The sequence below is a fragment of the Paracoccus onubensis genome (genome assembly GCF_003591515.1).
In the GTDB taxonomy this organism is placed as follows: domain Bacteria; phylum Pseudomonadota; class Alphaproteobacteria; order Rhodobacterales; family Rhodobacteraceae; genus Paracoccus; species Paracoccus onubensis.
Window position 1 is genome coordinate 315226 of record NZ_QZCG01000003.1, and the last position, 17873, is coordinate 333098.

11 protein-coding genes and 3 tRNA genes are annotated in these 17873 nt (G+C 62.8%); 5 read left to right on the plus strand and 9 right to left on the minus strand.

Annotation, left to right across the window (positions count from 1 at the left end):
* Positions 1-77: 77 nt before the first annotated feature.
* The 4 genes from D3P04_RS06515 to D3P04_RS06535 all read right to left on the minus strand — a co-directional run bounded on the left by D3P04_RS06515 (position 78) and on the right by D3P04_RS06535 (position 4450).
* Positions 78-1841: an L-lactate permease gene (locus D3P04_RS06515; protein WP_232844908.1), complete on the minus strand. Its 1764-nt coding sequence runs from the start codon at positions 1839-1841 to the stop codon at positions 78-80.
* A 260-nt stretch (positions 1842-2101) separates the two neighbouring features.
* Positions 2102-2186 (minus strand) — tRNA-Leu (locus D3P04_RS06525).
* A gap of 151 nt (positions 2187-2337) precedes the next feature.
* Positions 2338-3291: a lipoyl synthase gene (lipA, locus tag D3P04_RS06530; RefSeq protein WP_119747077.1), complete on the minus strand. Its 954-nt coding sequence runs from the start codon at positions 3289-3291 to the stop codon at positions 2338-2340.
* A gap of 118 nt (positions 3292-3409) precedes the next feature.
* Positions 3410-4450, minus strand: coding sequence for a GlxA family transcriptional regulator (locus tag D3P04_RS06535; protein ID WP_119747079.1), 1041 nt, complete (start codon positions 4448-4450; stop codon positions 3410-3412).
* Positions 4451-4621: 171 nt separating this feature from the next.
* Here D3P04_RS06535 and D3P04_RS06540 point away from each other — a divergent pair, with 171 nt between their 5' ends.
* Together D3P04_RS06540 and D3P04_RS06545 are read left to right on the plus strand one after the other, a co-directional pair.
* A complete protein-coding gene (locus tag D3P04_RS06540) occupies positions 4622-6034 on the plus strand; it encodes a class II 3-deoxy-7-phosphoheptulonate synthase (RefSeq protein WP_119747081.1) in 1413 nt (470 codons plus the stop codon).
* A 283-nt stretch (positions 6035-6317) separates the two neighbouring features.
* Positions 6318-6393 (plus strand) — tRNA-Ala (locus tag D3P04_RS06545).
* A 135-nt stretch (positions 6394-6528) separates the two neighbouring features.
* On the opposite strand, the gene D3P04_RS06550 is transcribed toward D3P04_RS06545, so the two are convergent.
* Positions 6529-6915 (minus strand): hypothetical protein, encoded by a 387-nt coding sequence (locus D3P04_RS06550; protein ID WP_182912752.1) that lies wholly within the window; start codon positions 6913-6915, stop codon positions 6529-6531.
* A gap of 387 nt (positions 6916-7302) precedes the next feature.
* A complete protein-coding gene (locus D3P04_RS06555; protein ID WP_119747083.1) occupies positions 7303-8178 on the minus strand; it encodes a hypothetical protein in 876 nt (291 codons plus the stop codon).
* 118 nt (positions 8179-8296) lie between these two features.
* On the opposite strand from D3P04_RS06555, the gene D3P04_RS06560 reads away from it, so the two are divergent.
* Positions 8297-10009 carry an ABC transporter permease gene (locus D3P04_RS06560; protein ID WP_119747085.1) on the plus strand — a complete coding sequence of 571 codons (1713 nt, stop codon included), beginning with the start codon at positions 8297-8299 and terminating at the stop codon, positions 10007-10009.
* A gap of 18 nt (positions 10010-10027) precedes the next feature.
* Positions 10028-10103, plus strand: a tRNA-Thr gene (locus D3P04_RS06565).
* Between the two features lie 312 nt (positions 10104-10415).
* On the opposite strand, the gene D3P04_RS23290 is transcribed toward D3P04_RS06565, so the two are convergent.
* Positions 10416-11195 (minus strand): thioesterase II family protein, encoded by a 780-nt coding sequence (locus tag D3P04_RS23290; RefSeq protein WP_182912753.1) that lies wholly within the window; start codon positions 11193-11195, stop codon positions 10416-10418.
* On the opposite strand from D3P04_RS23290, the gene D3P04_RS06575 reads away from it, so the two are divergent.
* Positions 11194-11949, plus strand: a complete 756-nt coding sequence (locus D3P04_RS06575; RefSeq protein ID WP_119747148.1) for a 4'-phosphopantetheinyl transferase family protein — start codon at positions 11194-11196, stop codon at positions 11947-11949. The two genes, D3P04_RS23290 and D3P04_RS06575, sit on opposite strands and share 2 nt — an antisense overlap.
* 35 nt (positions 11950-11984) lie before the next feature.
* Here the strand turns inward: D3P04_RS06575 and D3P04_RS06580 are convergent, their stop codons facing one another.
* Together D3P04_RS06580 and D3P04_RS06585 are read right to left on the minus strand one after the other, a co-directional pair.
* The gene (locus D3P04_RS06580) at positions 11985-12203 is read right to left on the minus strand and encodes an MbtH family protein (RefSeq protein ID WP_119747089.1); all 219 of its coding nucleotides are present in this window, start codon (positions 12201-12203) and stop codon (positions 11985-11987) included.
* Positions 12204-12303: 100 nt separating this feature from the next.
* Positions 12304-17873, minus strand: a 5570-nt coding sequence (locus tag D3P04_RS06585; RefSeq protein WP_119747091.1) for a non-ribosomal peptide synthetase, incomplete at its 5' end; no start/stop codon positions are given.

The following is a 17873-nucleotide window of genomic DNA, read 5'->3' on the forward strand; positions in this document are numbered from 1 at the left end:
GACGACTCCGGGTGTTTTGATTGCCCAATCATGGCGGTGTTTTCGACCCCGCATGAATTTGGCTCGACCGGCTTGATTCAGGATTGACCTGTTCCGGGCGCGGCCCGGTTGGTGCCAAGGCCCGCAATCACGACCACGGCCCATACCACCGCTGCGCCCCACCATAATCCGCCATGGATCAGCCCCATGCCGATCAAACCGGCCTGCACGACGTAATAGGCCATGGGGATCAAAGTCTTGCGGATCAGGTCGCCTTCGCGGTCGGTCAGCCCGACCGTGGCCGAGGCGGCGACAACGTTATGCACACAGATCATGTTGCCTGCTGCACCGCCAACCGCCTGCAATGTGACCACCACCGTCACGCCCAGAAGATCGAGACCGATTCCCTGTGCTGTCGAGAACTGGAACAACGAGAACATCATGTTCGAAACCGTGTTCGAGCCGGCGATGAACGCTCCCAACGCACCGATCAGCGGTGCGAAAATGGGCCATGCGTTGCCTGTGGCGGCCGCCATGCCTTCGGCAAGCGTGATCGGCATCGATGCAAGCCCGTCCGATCCCGAATTGATGAAAACCTGCACCATCGGTACCGCCAATAGCAGCGCCGGTGCCGCCGACATCATCGTCCTGCCCGAAATCGCCCAGGCCCGCGTGTAATCCGAGCCGCGCATGCGAAACAGCGCGACCGAGATCAGCGACGCGAGGATCAGAATCGTGCCCGGTGAATAAAGGAATTGGGCAGAGGAATTGATGCCCGATCCGAACACATCGTTGAAGGCGATGGTCGCAGAGGGACCGGTAAGCCAATCCTTCAGTGGCACGACGGTACGGGTCAGCACCAGCAGGATTACCACGATCACATAGGGCATCCAGGCCGTCATCAACGAGATATCCTTGCGCGGCGCACCCTCTGCGGCCATCTCTTGATCGATCTGCTCGGGCTCGACACTGCCCTGCCAGTCGCTGCCCCATTTGTCGCGGGGCGGAAATTCGAATTGGTCAGAGGGCATGAACAGTCCTGCCCGGGCCGCCGGGATGACGATCATCAGGCCAATCAGGCCACCCACCAGAGACGGGAATTCGGGCCCAAGGAACCTTGCCACCAACCAGTAGGGCAGGGTGAAGGCGACACCTGCGAACAGCGCGAATTTCCATGCCCGGAAACCCTCGGCAAAGCTGCGGCCAGCACCGAAAAACCGCGTCAGCATTCCCACCATCAACAGCGGAATCAGGAAGCCGATCAATGCGTGAACCATCGCAACATTGGCGCCGACGACCGGAATATATTGATCCAGAGTCTGCGGTGCGATTGCTGCGGCAACCTCTTCGCTGTTCGACAGGCCGGTATTTACCCCAACCAGCATCGGTGTCCCGACCGCTCCAAAGGATACAGGCGTTGACTGGATGATCAGTGACACCATCACTGCCGCCATGGCTGGAAAACCGATTGCCAGCAACAGGGGCGCGGCCACTGCCGCGGGCGTGCCGAAACCCGATGCGCCTTCGATCATCGAGCCGAACATCCAGGCGATGATGATGGCCTGTATCCGGCGGTCGGGAGAGATATCCGTGAAGCCGCGCCGGATTGCCCGGATGGCGCCCGATTCCTGTACCGTATAGAGCAGCAGGATCGCTCCGAAGACGATGTAGAGCAGCGTGATTGCCGTCACCAGACCGTTCACGCTGGCTCCTGCGATCCGTGCGACGGGCGTGCCCCAGATCGCCAGCGCCAGTACCACCGTCACCACAAAAGCCGCCAGCATTGCCAGCTTGGCGGATTTGCGCATCACCACCAACAGCACGAACACCGTCAACACCGGTAGCAAGGCTGCAATAAACATCACTGATTGCGGCATTTTCTTTTCTCCCGTTATCTCATCGCCGCAGAATGGCAGGGAGGAGTCCATGAGGCAAGTTTTGCAGGGCGCATATCGCGGCTTGGATGCTTTCTTCCCTCATTTGGGGCAACGGGGATATTATGCGGGACTGGCCGGTCGCAGATTTCGGAACGGCCTGGAATATACCTGCACCTCGATATGCGAAGCCCTTGCGGGCAATGCAAAGAAGATGTGCCGAGATGAGAAGAGATCAGTCAAATAGATGGTGCGGGTGGAGGGACTTGAACCCCCACGCCTTGCGGCGCCAGAACCTAAATCTGGTGCGTCTACCAATTTCGCCACACCCGCACAGAGAACCGGCCCGATCAGGGCCTTGCTCCTGACAAGCCGGACCGTGGCGCATGTCGTCATATGCACGCCGGGCAAGCTGCTGCGGGGCTAGATATCCGGCCCGATGGCGGGGGTCAATGGTCGGATCCCGGTTTCCAGAGCAGACGGTTCAGGCGCGGCCCAGTTTGGCCAGCCGTGCCGCTTGCAGGCGGGCGAAATCATCGCCGGCATGGTAAGAAGAACGCGTCAGCGGGGTCGCCGAAACCATGAGGAACCCTTTGCCGTAAGCCGATTTTTCGTAGCCCGCGAATTCCTCGGGCGTGACGAAGCGATCCAGCCGGTGATGCTTGGGCGTAGGCTGCAGATATTGCCCGATGGTCATGAAATCGACATCCGCAGCGCGCATGTCATCCATGACCTGAAGAACACCCTGACGATCCTCGCCCAGACCCACCATGATCCCGGATTTGGTGAACATGGTCGGATCAAGCTCTTTGACTCGTTGCAGCAACCGCAGCGAATGAAAATAACGCGCGCCCGGCCGGACCGACGGGTACAGCCCGGGAACGGTTTCCAGATTGTGGTTGAAGACATCCGGCCGCGCCTCGACCACAGTCTCAAGGGAGCCGGGCCTGGATTTCAGGAAATCCGGCGTCAGCACCTCGATCGTTGAACCGGGCGAGCGGTGACGGATGGCGCGGATCGTCTGCGCGAAATGTTCCGCGCCGCCATCATCCAGATCGTCACGGTCCACGCTGGTGATCACGACATGGTTCAGGCCAAGCTTCTGAACCGCATGGGCAACCCGCCCCGGTTCGAACACGTCAAGCGTATCGGGCTTGCCGGTGATGACATTGCAGAAAGAACAGCCGCGCGTGCAGATCTCACCCATGATCATCATGGTGGCGTGCCCCTGAGACCAGCATTCGCCGACATTGGGGCAGCCGGCTTCCTCGCAGACCGTGGACAGGCGATTTTCGCGCAGGATGTCACGGGTTTTCTTGTAACCCTCGGATGTCGGTGCCTTGACCCGAATCCAATCGGGCTTTCTGGGTTGCGACTGATCGGCACGATGCGCTTTTTCCGGGTGGCGGAGGCGCGGCGGCGGGGTCATCTCGGTCATCTTGGACCTTTCGGTGGATTTTCTTCTAACTAGTCGCAAATCGTGGACAGATCAACGGCGCAGGCCATGCCGCAGATGCAAGGCTGCACTGCGTCCTGCCACAAGTGGGGTCCCCGGTTCATGTTTCAAACGCCGAGGGCGGGACAAATGCCGAGGGCGGGTCGATTACCGAAGACGAGGCACCGCGCAGATTCGCTGTAGCGGTTCCACGTTCCCGATAGGGAGTACTGCCATATTGCGCCCGGTAACATTTCGAGAAATGCGACGGGCTGGAAAATCCCGACGCCAGGGCGATCTCGATGATCGACATCTCGGTCTGCATCAGCAGGTTGCGGGCCCGTGCAAGCCGGGTTTCCATGTAATAGCGCTTTGGGCTGCGATGCAGATAGCGGCGGAACAGCCGTTCAAGCTGCCGGGTCGACATGCCGGCATCGGCGGCAAGCCGGGCGGGGCTGATCGGGTCTTCGACATTAGCCTCCATCCGGGCGATCACAGCCGCCAGCTTGGGGTGCCGAACCCCGATACGGGTCGGAATCGAAAGGCGTTGCCGGTCCTGATCCGTACGGATGCCGGTATGCAGCATCTGATCGGCGACCTCGGCCGCCAGTTCGTCGCCATGCGACGCGGAAATCAGGTGCAGCATCAGATCGATCGAGGAGGTGCCTCCTGCGGCGGTCAGCCGGTTGCCGTCCTGCACGAAAACCGACCGAAACAGTTGAACTTCCGGGAAGGCTTCGACGAAGCCATCATGGTTCTCCCAGTGAATCGTGGCCTTTCGTCCGTCAAGCAGCCCTGCTTCCGCAAGAACCCACGCCCCGGTGCAAACCGCGCCAACGGTTGCGCCTCCGCGCGCCTTGCGGCGCAGCCAGTTCAGCACCGGCTTTGTCGCCTCGCGCGAGATGTCGGTTCCGCCGCAGACGATCACGACCTCGTCGCGGTCGGTGGGCGGATCGTGGTCCAGCCCCTCGTCCAGTCTGACCTGCGCGCCATTGGAGCAACTCGCCCAATCCCCTGCCGGGCCGACCAGCCTCCAGCGATACAGTTCCTTCCCCGAGGAACGGTTGGCCAGCCGCAGCGGTTCGATCGCGGCCGCAAAGGGCAGCATCGTGAAACGATCAAGAAGCAGGAAAGAGAAACGGCGCGGTTTTTCGGATGGCATGAGCTGTCTCTGCGCAGATGTAGCCGCCAAGTCACAACAGGGAATTCAGACTTGCGCAAGATCCGAAATGACCATTTCCGTCCCGTTCGATCAAATTTGCGCTGCAATGCGCTCTTTCACCCGCGGGAGTAACGGATTATATCGGCCAGATATCGCAAAGGAGCATTTGCCATGACGCAGGAGAACCGCAAACCCGCCGCCGCCCGGAATTGGGACAAGGCCGGCTGGCGCGCCTATCCGCGCGTGCAGATGCCGGAATATACCGATGCCGGGGCACTTGGCGCGGTAGAGACGCAATTGCGCCGTTATCCGCCGCTGGTTTTCGCGGGCGAGGCCCAACGCTTGCGGGCCGAGCTTGCCGAAGTGGCCGAGGGCCGCGCCTTTCTGTTGCAGGGCGGCGATTGCGCCGAGAGCTTTGCGGAGTTCAGTGCCGACAATATCCGCGACACCCTGAAGGTGATGCTGCAGATGGCGGTTGTCCTGACCTGGGGCGCGCAATTCCCTGTGGTCAAGGTCGGCCGCATGGCCGGGCAATTCGCCAAGCCGCGCAGCGCGCCCACGGAAACCCTGGGAGGCGTGGAACTGCCCAGCTATCGCGGCGATATCATCAACGGTTTCGATTTTACCGCCGAGGCGCGCAGCCCGGATCCGCAGCGGATGCTGTCAGCCTATACTCAGGCAGCCTCGTCTCTGAACCTGCTTCGGGCTTATTCGACCGGCGGTTACGCGGATATGCACCGCGTCCAGTCATGGATCGCCGATTTCGTCGGTGGGCCGGAAGCCGCGAAATACAGGGATATCGCCGACCGCATCCGCGATGCCATGGCCTTCATGCAGGCGGCGGGCGTGAACTCGGAGACCGCGCATCAGTTGAGCAAGGTGGATTTCTACACCAGCCACGAAGCCCTGCTTCTGGAATATGAAGAGGCTTTGACGCGGGTCGATTCGACAACCGGGCTGACGGTTGCCGGATCGGGGCATATGATCTGGATCGGTGACCGAACCCGGCAACCCGACGGCGCGCATGTCGAATTCTGCCGCGGCGTGGATAACCCGATCGGCCTGAAATGCGGTCCGTCCATCACCGAGGACGATCTCAAGCGGTTGCTGTCAACGCTGAACCCGGAGAACGAGGCAGGCAGGCTGACCCTGATCGCGCGGTTTGGTGCGGGCAATGTGGGAGACAATCTGCCGCGCCTGATCCGGACAGTGCAGCAAGAGGGCGCCAAGGTCGTCTGGCACTGTGATCCGATGCATGGCAACACGATCAAGTCGGCCTCGGGCTTCAAGACCCGGCCCTTCGATTCGGTGCTGCGCGAGGTGCGCGAGTTCTTCGAGGTGCATGGTGCCGAAGGCACGGTTCCCGGCGGCGTCCATTTCGAGATGACCGGAAGCGACGTGACGGAATGCACCGGTGGCGTGCGGGCGGTCACGGATGAGGATCTGTCCAGCCGCTATCACACCGCCTGTGATCCGCGTCTGAATGCCAGCCAGTCGCTTGAGCTTGCCTTCCTTGTGGCCGAAGAACTCCGGACCCGTCGCGAGTCAGTGACCGTTCCTGCTCCGGATATGAAAGCCGGCTGATCGTCAACAAGACGGTTCCCATTTGAATATCGCGTCCCGCCGCATGGCGGGGCGGTCCGCCGGGTTGATGACTGGCGAGGAATGCTTGGTCACACCTGTTGGCAGACCGGAATCGATGCCAGTTTGCCAGACGAAATCCTTAGAGTCGCGCCTTCGGATCACCGCTACATCCTGAGGTTCGGAATTCCGCCGGTTTAATGAATTTTCCGCTTGCACCCCACCGTCCTGGACCCTATACGACCCCCCACGCAAAGCGTGGAAAACTCTTTGCGAGACCTCCGGTGGGGCCATAGCTCAGTTGGTAGAGCGCTTGAATGGCATTCAAGAGGTCAGGGGTTCGACTCCCCTTGGCTCCACCAATAAAATCAGGCAGTCAGCTTATATATATGGATTGGCGCAATAGCGCATGGGGCAGGCTCATGCGTTGCGGGTAAGCCGCACCCGAGCGCCGGGTCCTGTGATCCGGCGCTCGGGTGCACGGCGTCCGAAGGTGATCACTCGGACGGGGTTTGGTCCTGTTCTGGCTCTGCCGTCGTTTCTTCCTGCGGCGTGTCCGACGTCTCGGGGGCGGGATCCGCGGGGGGCGTGGCGGCAGGTTCGGTTGACGGCTCGGGCTCTTCCGACCCGGTGGAGGGCGCCGGTGCAGGTTCGTCCGAGGGGGCCGGAGCGGGTTCTGCAGAAGGCTCCGACGTGGATTCCGAAGTCGGCTCCGCAGAGGCGTCTGGCGCCGGTTGAGCGGCCTCTTCCTCGGAAAGAATCTCGTCTGACTTGGCTTTGATCTGATCGCCCGTCTGTGGGCTTATGAGACCATAGCTGACAGCGAAACCGACGAGCAGAGCGATAGCGGCTCCGACAATTGCAGTTTTTAATTTCTTCGACATCTGGGACTGCTTTCCATGAGGCGACTGACGCGGTGACTATGCGAGCCATGCCCGATAACGAAAATCCGGATAACTGCGAGCAGGCGGTTCATGGATGCTGCGGGATTCCGCCGCGGAACTCAACCCTTTCAATCATTATAGGCGCTTAGTTGCACGGATGGGTAGGGTACACGTGGGGGGTATCATCGATCGCGTCCCGGCTGGCGGTCCGGCGAAAACAGTCACGACGGCAGACCCGCTTCATATTCGCCGCTTCCGAGGATTTGATCGAATATTGTAATCGGTTGCTGGTCTGGCCGCGCTTCAATTATGTCCCGCAAGGCGAAATCGCCGGGATCCACCCGTGATTGGCAGTGTCTCCGCCGTGACCAGATACACGGCGCAAGATCACGGCGTGATAAATTCCACTCCGGGAATCACGGTAATTTCCGCGACGTCCTGATAATAGTTTTCCGTTATCCGATCGATCAGATCCTGCGTCCAGCCAGGCATATCGATTTCTTGTTCAAGCGCGCCGGTCTTCGCGTGATCCCGCAGGAAGCGGGCACATATTTCCCGGCGCCCGGCGACGGATAGCCGATCCTGGGTGCCCAATGTCTCGCGCAGGTTCTGGAATGCCTGCGCGTCCAGCAATTCCTTCATGTAAAGCATCGTCGCTTTCATCGGTACGTCAGGATCGACATCGCCGATCAGGCGAGTGATCTCCGGCCAGATAAGCGGCGCATCTTCGTGACACCAAAGCACGACGCGCCGTCCCTGAACCGCCTGCACCAACTGCCTTGCCGGTTCCCGCCAGCGAAGCGCTTCGGGCTGATGACCCTGCATGAATTTTGCATAATCGCCTCCCCAGAACTGAGGCAGCATATCCGCAAGCAGCGTCGCGGGATTCCGGATGGCCGCGAAAATTTCGACGTCTTGATTTGGGAACAGATTCACGAGCGATGCTGCGCGGGTGCCAAGTTGCCAGTAGAATCCCGGTTGCCCGACGATTCGTCCAACCGCTCCAAGAAAACTGGTGCTGGAGAAGATCGCCCGTTGCGGGTCCTCGGTCACGAGCAGGCTGTCCAGAAGCAACGCCTCTATCTCATTCGTCGCGGTTCCGCCCTGAAGTTGCATCAATGTCTGATCGAGAAATTCGCTATGCCGTTCGGGAGGGACGATTTCCGTACCCTGCCGCAACAGTTCATCATTGTTTTCCCTTAGTGTTTTAAGCAGTCTGTCGCCATCCGTACCATGTACACCAATATGAAATGCCAACTTCATTCGTCTTACTCTCCCGAACAGGCTTGCCCCGCCATTTCACTGGCGGTGAAATGCGGATCGACAGGCACAGTAACCGGCAATCGTGGACAGTGAAACCGCTTTGCTCTATCGGCGCGTCATGAGCGCTTCTGATACGCCCAAGCGGCGCCGCCATGCCGATCATGACACCCTTCGCCGGAATGATGGGCAATGGTGGTCGATGGCGGCGTTGCTGATCGCCTGTCTGGTGCTGATGCCGGTGGCGGCAGTGGTCTGGATGGCCCTGAAGCCGACGGAAAATATCTGGCCGCATCTCATGAATTCCGTGCTGCCGCGATATCTGTCGAATACGGTCATTCTGGCTTTGGGGACCGGTTCTCTGTCGGCGGTCATGGGGGCGGGAACAGCCTGGCTGATCAGCATTTATGACTTTCCGGGCAGGGAATGGCTGCAATGGCTTTTGCTCATTCCCCTTGCCGTGCCTGCCTATATCGGCGCTTATGCATTGGCGGATTTCCTTGACTATTCGGGTCCGGTCCAGACCGCATTGCGCGGATGGTTCGGCTGGTCGAATGCGCGGGATTACTGGTTTCCCCGGGTCAGGTCGATCGAGGCGGCAATTCTCGTGCTGTCGGCAGCGCTTTATCCCTATGTCTATCTTTTGACCCGGGCTGCCCTGCATGAGCAATCCGGCAGTGCCTATGAGGTCGCACGAGCTCTTGGCGCGGGGCCGTGGGGGCTGTTCCGCCGCGTCGGCCTGCCACTGGCGCGTCCCGCCATCGTTGCGGGCTCTGCCATCGCCATGATGGAGACGGTCGCGGATTATGGGGTGGTCAGTTATTTTGGTGTACAGACCCTGAATACCGGTATCTTCACCACCTGGCTCGAACGGCGGAACGCCGGTGGCGCTGCCCAGATCGCCTGCGTCATCCTTCTGGTGGTGGTGATCCTTGCCTTGTGGGAGCGCGCCGCCCGGCGCAAGGCCCGATATCACCAAAGCCCGCGCCAGCCCCGCCCGGTCACCCGGCAAAACCTGAAAGGGGTTGCGGCGATCACGGCGACAATCCTTTGTGCGATTCCGGTTGGACTGGGTTTTGTGCTGCCGGTCGGCGTGATTCTGAAATACGCTCTGGCCTATCCCGAAGGGTGGATCACGCCCGGGCTGGGATTGGCCGTGTGGCATACGATCAGCCTTGGCGGAATTGCGACCCTTCTGACGGTAGGATTTGCCCTTGTCATGGTCTATGGGGTCCGGTTGTCCGGACGCAGCCTGCCGCGCCTGCTTCTGCCCGTCACGATGATCGGCTATGCCGCGCCGGGCGCAGTGCTGGCGGTCGGTATTCTCATTCCCCTTGCCGCATTGGATCACCGGGTGGCCGATTTCGTGGAAGGCCTGACCGGGACCGATCCCGGCCTGATCCTGACGGGCAGCGGAGCCGCGATCGTCTTCGCCTATATGGTACGCTTCTTCGCCATAGGGCAGGGCGCGGTGGACGCGGCATTTACCCGTATCTCCCCTTCGCTGCCCATGGCGGCCCGTTCGTTGGGACGCAACAACCGGGCAGTGCTGAAGGATATATTCGTGCCGCTGATGCGCGGCTCGGTCGGATCCGCGATGCTTCTGGTTTTCGTGGATTGCTGCAAGGAATTGCCAGCGACATTGCTGCTGCGCCCATTCAATTACGAAACCCTCGCGACACGGGTTCACGAGAAGGCCAGTCTCGAAGATCTGGGTAACGCCGCGCCGGCGGCCTTGCTGGTCATGTGCGTGGGTTTGCTGGCGGTGTTTTTACTGGCACGCGCCAACCCCGGCTTGCGTATTGCCGACTCTCACGCTATTCGGGGCGCCTAGGCGGAATCTGCCCGCCATGCCGGTTTAGCTCAGCAGGTAGAGCAGCTGATTTGTAATCAGAAGGTCGCGGGTTCGATTCCTGCAACCGGCACCAGAAAAATAAAATAAAAACAGATTATTATGCTTTCCTGCGGTCTCATCTGTTCAGTTGACAAAATAGCTTGCGGAATCAAATCGGAATCAATCCAGAGGAAAGCGTAGCGCAAAATCGGCGGATGTCACAAAAACGTGATGGTAGAGGAGAGCAATCCGTAGCTCGCCGGGTTCGTAAGCGTTGCATCTGGCCCCTACTGCCAACTCTATCCACCGGGGCGTCAGGAACTTATATTGGCGCTGTGCGCCAATATAATGCGCTCTTGCCTTCACATCCTCAAGGTTCTGGTCATTGGTGATTTCAGGTCAGATTTCAGCGAAAATCAACAGCGTCTGTATTGGTCGGGTGCGGACTGCGCCTGAGGAGTTGCGAAAAGTTCTGTCGATCAGGCCTGCCGGAGTTCAGCCCCGACAACGCGCATTTGATATGCATCACCTGTGCGGGAAGCGCATCGCGGAAATAGAAATGGCCGCCCGGAAGCAGACCCAGACCTGGCAGATGGGTGAAATGTTGCGACCAGGCTGAAAGAGCCTCGGGAGGGATATCGGGATCCTCGGTGCCGCCAAGGCAGAGAGCGGGGATGTCCAGTGGCGGCTCGCTGGTCAGGCGGTAGGTCTCGCAGGCCATGAAGTCGCGCCGCAGCACGGGACGGAAAAGGTCCATCAACTCCGCGTTCTGCATCACCTCGCCCGGGGTGCCGGCATAGGTCGCAAGCCGTGCGTCAAAATCGGCGTCGGGCAGCTTGTGCAGGTCATCGTGCCCGGACGGCAGATGCGGTGCGCGATGCGCCGACAGGATCAGCAGCCGGGGCGTCCGCGCGCGCATGCGCCGCAGGTGACGGGCGGTCTCGAAGGCGACGAGCGCGCCCATCGAATGGCCGAAAATGGCGAAGGGACCGGGATGTCGGGCCAGTCGCATTGCCTGCCGTATGGCCATGTCCTGGATCGTCAGGGCCTCGGGCGGGTCTATATAGGGCCGGCTGGTACAGGGCGTATCGCAAGGGATGGCATCGCAGCAGCCGGACAGGGCTTCGGGCCAGCCGTGAAAGGAACGCGACGAACCGCCGGCATAGGGGAACAGGAACAGTTGCATGTCATATCTCCGATTTGCAATGGTGCGGGGGATGGTGTCGGCCATTCCGGCAGTGATGAAGAAAGGCGAGGGTTTGCCCCGGACACAGACGGATCTGCTGGCGCATGCAGTGCGCGAACTGCCGTTGCCATCGGGCGGTGCACTGGTTTTCGCGCCGGTCGGCGACGCCGCCGGGGTCGATTTGCCCGAAACGATCCGCCGTTGCGCTCCGCGCAGGCAGGCGACCTTCGCGGCGGGGCGGATGGCGGCGTTGGAGGCGCTGCGCAAGGCCGGATGCCAGGATGTCACCGTGCCGGGCATCGGTGGCGACGGGCTGCCGGACTGGCCACCGGGCTGGCTGGGCAGTATCAGCCACAGCGATGATGCGGCGGCCGCCCTTGTTGCGCCCGACGGCTGCGCACGGCTGCTGGGGCTGGATCTCGAACGCATCGTGACCGCCGAGACCGCGATGCAGATTGCCTCCGAGATCATGCCTGAACAGCCAACCGGACGATCCGGCTTGCCGCTGGAGCACGAGGTCACGCGGGCCTTTTCCGCCAAGGAGGCCCTCTACAAGGCGCTGTATCCCCTGACGCGCCAGTTTCGGGATTTTTCCGCAGCACATATCTGTTGGCAAAAGGACGCGCCGGGCGCCCCGGTCCGGGTCATGCTGACGCTGACCGAGGACTGGGGCGCCGGCTGCGTTGCCGGAACCGTGTTCGAGGCGATCCAGAGGACCGCCGCCGGACATGTGGCGACGATCCTCTGGCGCTGAGCCGTCATGTGCGGCCCCGCGCCCCGACAGCGGGTTCAGGCGGCCTCCTCGGTCTCTGCCGCGACAAGGCTTGCGGGGCGCATGTCGGTCCAGTTGGCCTCGACATAACTGATGCAGGCCGGTCGCTTGTCCGGGCCGAAGACAGTGCGCCAGCCTTCGGGCACAGCGGCGAATTCGGGCCAGAGCGAGTGCTGGTTTTCGTCGTTCACCAGCACGAGGAAGATTCCGTCCTGATCGTCGAAGGGATTGCTCATGATGTTCTCCTCATGCGATTGAGATATGCACCGACCCGTGCGTCGGCGCGTAATGCGCGATCCGGTAACCGGATTGCGGTGCGGGATGTGGCGCTTCCGCTCACAGCCCGTACTCCGTGGACAGCAGTCGGCCGATCACGGCCAGGTGCTGCGGATGTCCCATTTCGTCGTGACGGCAGGCGACCGGATGACGGGCAAGCCCGGACGCGTGGCGGGCGAACAGCTCCGATCCGCTGCCATCGGGTTCCTGTTTGTCTCCGACGGCATCGAAATAGATCAGCCTGCCGTCGAAATGGCCCGCGGGGCGGTAATGGCCCAGCCGGGCGACATCGGCGCGGCTGGCCTGCACGAAGCGTTCCAGCATCGCGGCATCCAGACCGCCAAGGATCGTGCCGTGCAGCGCCTCGGCCGCCGCTTCGTAATCGGGCGATAGACCGTCGAAATCCGCTGTCAGGCGGCCTGTCACAGCCAGCAGATCGGCCAGCACCTGTCCCGGACTCTTGTCGTTCGCGGCAGGATCGAAGCCCGGCAACCCGGCCAGAAGGAAGGCATCCATCAACGCCAGCGTGGTCACCTTGCGACCGCGAGCCTGCGCCTGCAGCGCAATTTCGAATGCCAGCGCACCGCCATAGGACCAGCCCAGCAGATGCAACTGCCCGACCGGGAGAATGGTCTCGATCCGGTCAAGATACTCGGCGGCGGCCTCCTCCATCGTGGCGGGGTTGCCGGTGCTGCAGAATTCCGGCCCCTGCAAGGCATGGATCGTGCGGCCACGGCCCAGTTGCGCTGGCAGATTGCGATACCACCAGCCGATCCCGCCAGCGGGATGCAGACAGAACAGCGGTTCGGGCGCGGGGCCGGCATAGGGACCCACCGGCGGGAAGTTCAAGACCGGATCGTCGCTGAAGCGATCTTCGCTTTCACTCAGCCGTTGTTCCAGCTGCTGGACGGTCGGAGCCTCGAAGATGGTACGAACGCTGACCGTGCGACCGGTGACCATACGCAGCCGCGCCGCCAGCCGCGCCGCCAGTAACGAATGACCGCCCAGCTCGAAGAAATCGTCGTCGATGCCGGTTTCCGGCAAGCACAGGACCTCGGCCATGGCAGCGCAAAGTCGTGCCTGCAGATCGGTCTGTGCAGGTCGCGAGGGCTGGATTTCGGGGCGGGGCAGGGCCGAGCGATCCACTTTGCCATTGGGCAGCAGCGGCAGGCTGTCGATCACCATCACCGCCAAGGGCACCATGTTGCGGGGAAGATGCTGGGCCAGTGTCTGCCGTAATCCGCGCGGGTCGGGTCTGGCTCCCTCGGTTGCGACCACATAGGCGATCAGGTCGCTGCCGCCCCGCGGGGACGGGACCGCCGCCGCGATGGCTTGCCGGATGTCCGGCTGTTTCATCAACAGGGCCACGATTTCATCGACCTCTATGCGGAAGCCGCGGATCTTGATCTGCTGGTCGGCACGCCCCAGGTAATCCAGTTCGCCATCGGGTTGCCGTCGTACCAGATCGCCGGTGCGATACATCCGCTGGCCGCTGCCAGAGGGGCAGGCGACGAAACGGGCAGCGGTCAGGTCAGGCCGGTTCAGATAGCCCTGTGCGACACCATGGCCCGAAACGTAAAGCTCGCCTGCGACACCTGTCGCGACCGGACGCAGGAAGCTGTCCAGAATGGCCGTGCCCACACCCTCCAGAACTTTTCCGATCGGAACGCCGTTTGCGGCCTCCTGATCGCGGCGGGCTTCGCCCGCGCTCGCGTCCCACATCTCGGATGTGCCATAGATGTTCAGCAGTTTTGCGCGCGGCAGCGTCTTGCGGAACGTCACCGCCAGTTCCCCGGGCAAGGCTTCGCCGCTGGAGGCGCAGAGACAAAGACTTGCCAGCCTTTGTGCGGCATCGGGCAGATTCAGCAGTGCGCGCAGCAGCGACGGCACCAGCACGATCCGGGTAACGCCGCGCGTTTCGATTATTGAGGCAATGCTGTCCACATCCCCTTGATCGTCATGCGGAACGATCTCGACACGGTCGCCATGCAGCAGCGGCATGAACAACTCGTAGATCGCGTCGATGAAGTTCAGTGTGGTCTTGTGGATATAGACCCGCGCGCCCGCGTCATCGGCCGCTTCCGGCAGCGGGCAGGTCAGCCTTTCGGCGACGGTGCCATGGGTGCCGACGACGCCCTTGGGCGCGCCGGTCGAGCCGGAGGTGTAAAGGATGAATGCCGGGCTTTCCGCGAACAATTTGCGCCGGGGGATCGGCGTGTCGCTATCGGTGCCGACCAGATGCAACTCTTGTAACATCATTGCGTTCCAGTCGCCCGCGGGCAGGATCTGGCGCGTCCGGGGGTCAGTCACGATCAGCCGGGGCCGGGCATCGGCCAGCATGTGTTTCAGCCGGGCGGAAGGATAGGTGGGGTCCAGCGGCAGATAGGCTGCGCCGGCCTTCCACACGGCCAGTATCGCGACGGCGATTTCGGGGCCGCGCGGCAGCGAGATGCCGACGATATCGCCTGCCTGCACTCCCGACTGCGTCAGATGCCGGGCCAGCCGGTCGCTCTCGGTGTCAAGGCGGGAATAGCTCATCTGCCCGTCTTCCCAGCCAAGCGCGACTGCATCGGGGCTGCGTGCCACCTGTTCCGCGAACAGGTCCGTGATCATGCGCGGATCGCTGCGCCCCCGGCCCGGCGCATTCTGCAACTCGGTCTCCAGACTGATATCCGCGCAGGACAGTTCGGGCCGCTCGGTCAGCAATATCAATGCGCGGGCAAACAATGCCTGAACTCTCCCGGCATAATCCTCGCTGAACAGATCGGCGCGATAGCTCAGTGTCAGCTTTGCGGCCTCGCCCGGTCGGGACGGCGGTACGATCATCATGCCCAGCGGATAATGCGTCACTGCCGCACCGTGACTGCCTGCGGCGCTGATGCGCAAAGCGTCCTGCGGCGCTTCATCCGGCGTGCCGGAAACCCGGACCGGATAGTTTTCATAAACCAGGAGCGTGTCGAACAGTTCGCCCATCCGCATGTCCTGCGTCAGGCGCGGCAGGGCGATATGATGATGGCTGCCCAGCGCGGTCTGTTCCTCCTGCAATCTTTGCGCCAGCTCTACCAGCCTTTCCCGAGGCTTCAGACATACCCGCATCGGGACTGTGTTGATGAACAGACCGACCATCTCCTCGATGCCGGCGACCTCGGGCGGGCGGCCCGAAACGATCGCGCCGAAGCTGACATCGGTCTGGCCGGTCAGATGCGACAGTACCATCGCCCATGCCTGTTGCGCCAGCGTGTTCGGAGTCACCCCTGCGGCCAGCGCCGCCCCGGCCAGGCTTTGCCAGTCATCCGGCGCGAATATCCGCTCGCACAGTTCGGGTTGTGGTGGACCGCTGGTTTCCGGCGCAATCCGCGTCGGGGCCTCCAGACCCGCCAGATGATCGCGCCATGCGGCCATGCTGGTCTCTTCGTCATTTTCGGCGATCGCGGCCAGATAGTCGCGATATCGCGGTGCGGGCCGTCCGTCGAAGATCTGTGGATCATCATAGAGCGCCATCAGTTCTTGCAGCATGATCGGGCTGGACCATCCATCGATTGCGATATGATGAGTTGTTATTGCGCAGCAGTGCTTGTTTTTGTGTTCGCGGATGAGGGTTGCGCGGATCGGGGGTTCGTTTCCGAGGTTGAAGCGCGCATGCCGGTCGGCATGGAGGATGGCGTCACGTTCGGCCTGGCGTTCGGCCGGGGTTCCGTCCGGGCTGTGGAGCAGCCATGGCAGGTCGGGCTGGCGCGGGATCAGCTGCACCATGCGCGCGCCGGCCATCTCGAATCGGGCGGCGAGATTGGGATGGCGGGCCAGCATGGCGCGCATGGCGCGGTGCAGGCGCCCGGTGTCCAGCGGCCCGTCCAGCGCGAAGACCATCTGCACGATATAGGCGTCGTCGGCCTCGTCGTCATAGCTGGCATGGAACAGGAAGCCCTGTTGCAGCGGCGACAGCGGCAGGATATCGGCCAGCGGCATCCGTTCGGCGAGGCGGTCGATGGCGGGCTGGTCCAGCCCGGTCAGGGCCACGTCGGAACAGGTCAGCACGCGTTCGGGCCGGGCGTCGGTGAGGGCGGCGATACGGCTGAGGGCCTCGAACCAGCGCGCCGCGAGATCGGCGATGTCGCCGGTGCCCAGATGGCGGGCGGCCCATGACCAGTCGGCGATCAGCACCGGCCCTTCGGGGCGGTCCTCGGTGACGGCATTGAGATCGACCAGCCGGGCGAGTGGCCGGGGCCGGGGCGCGCGCGGGGCCGGGATGACGCCTTCGGCGGGGCGCCAGAAGCCATCCTCGCCGGCTCCGGCGGCGGCGTCGAAGCGGCCCAGATAGTTGAAGCCTGCCCATGCGGCGGGCTGATCGGCCAGCGCCGCGCCTTCGGGGGTCAGATGGCGCAGCAGGCCGTAGCCCTCGCCATTGCCGGGCAGGCGGGCCAACTGGTCCTTGACCGATTTCAGCAGCCGGTCCAGCGCGTCCTGATCGCTGTCGGTTCCGGCGGTGCTGTCCGTTCCGGCTTCCGGCAGGGTCAGGCGCAGCGGGAACTGGCTGGTGAACCAGCCGAGGGTGCGGCTGAGATCGGCGCCGTCAAGCAGCGGCTCGCGGCCATGCCCCTCGAGTTCGAAGGCGGCGGTGTCGGGATCAAGGCCGCGCGCGCCCTGCCAGCCGGCCAGGGCGATGGCGAATCCGGCCAGCAGGACATCATTGACGCGGGCGCCGATGCGCTGCGGGGCGCGGGTCAGCAGGCAGCGGGTGATGTCTGCGGGCAATTCGCGGATCAGGTTGCCGCGGGTGCCGGTGGTGTCGTGTCCGGGGTCGAGCGGTCCGGCGGGCCATGCGGCCGCGGGGGCCATGTCCTGCCAGAACGGCATCTCTCCCAGCCGTTTCCCGGCGGCTTGCGGCAGGGCCGTGGCCCAGTCGCGCCACGAGGTCGGCACCGGATCGGGCTGCGGCGCCCGGCCGCTGGCGCGGGCCTCGGCTGCCTTGGAGAGATCGGGCAGCAGGATGCGCCATGAGACGCCATCGATGGCCAGGTGGTGAATGGCCAGCCAGAGCAGGCGGGCCTCCTCGCGCTCGGGATCGGGGGCGAGCACGGCGCGCAGGATATTGCCCCGGTCGGGCGACAGTTCGGCCAGCGCGCGTTCGGCGGCGGCGGTGGGGTCCTGGCCCTGCGCCAGCACCGTCAGGCAGTCTTTGGCGGCGATGCTGCCCGGCGGGTCGATGGTCATGGTCCCGCCGTTCCGGCGCAGGCGCAGGACGTGATGCAGTTCCAGCATATCGGCGATGGCATCCTCGAAGACCTGCGGGTCATGGGCGGGCACGCGCAGCAGCATGGCCTGATGGAAGCTGTCGTGATTGCCGGGCTGCTCCTGCAGCCAGCGCATGATCGGTGTGGCGGGGAAGTCGCCGACGGGGTCCGCCGGGCTGTGGCTGCCGGTTTCGGGGATTGTGGCCAGCGGGGCCAGCGCGGCGACCGAGGGGTTCTGGAAGATCTGCCTCGGGGTTACTGTGATTCCGGCCTTTCTGGCGCGGGCGACAAGCTGGATCGACGAGATGGAATCCCCGCCAAGCGCGAAGAAGCTGTCATCGATGCCGGGGCTGTCGATGCCAAGCACCTCGGCGAACAGCGCGGCGAGTTTGGCCTCGG

Excerpts from the sequence above, each read along its gene's own strand:
- D3P04_RS06555 (WP_119747083.1), bottom strand. The coding sequence starts at position 8,178 with ATGAAGTTGGCATTTCATATTGGTGTACATGGTACGGATGGCGACAGA.
- D3P04_RS23290 (WP_182912753.1), bottom strand. The coding sequence starts at position 11,195 with ATGCAACTGTTCCTGTTCCCCTATGCCGGCGGTTCGTCGCGTTCCTTT.
- D3P04_RS06540 (WP_119747081.1), top strand. The coding sequence starts at position 4,622 with ATGACGCAGGAGAACCGCAAACCCGCCGCCGCCCGGAATTGGGACAAG.
- D3P04_RS06515 (WP_232844908.1), bottom strand. The coding sequence starts at position 1,841 with ATGTTTATTGCAGCCTTGCTACCGGTGTTGACGGTGTTCGTGCTGTTG.
- D3P04_RS06575 (WP_119747148.1), top strand. The coding sequence starts at position 11,194 with ATGTCATATCTCCGATTTGCAATGGTGCGGGGGATGGTGTCGGCCATT.
- lipA (WP_119747077.1), bottom strand. The coding sequence starts at position 3,291 with ATGACCGAGATGACCCCGCCGCCGCGCCTCCGCCACCCGGAAAAAGCG.
- D3P04_RS06535 (WP_119747079.1), bottom strand. The coding sequence starts at position 4,450 with ATGCCATCCGAAAAACCGCGCCGTTTCTCTTTCCTGCTTCTTGATCGT.
- D3P04_RS06580 (WP_119747089.1), bottom strand. The coding sequence starts at position 12,203 with ATGAGCAATCCCTTCGACGATCAGGACGGAATCTTCCTCGTGCTGGTG.
- D3P04_RS06560 (WP_119747085.1), top strand. The coding sequence starts at position 8,297 with ATGAGCGCTTCTGATACGCCCAAGCGGCGCCGCCATGCCGATCATGAC.
- D3P04_RS06550 (WP_182912752.1), bottom strand. The coding sequence starts at position 6,915 with ATGTCGAAGAAATTAAAAACTGCAATTGTCGGAGCCGCTATCGCTCTG.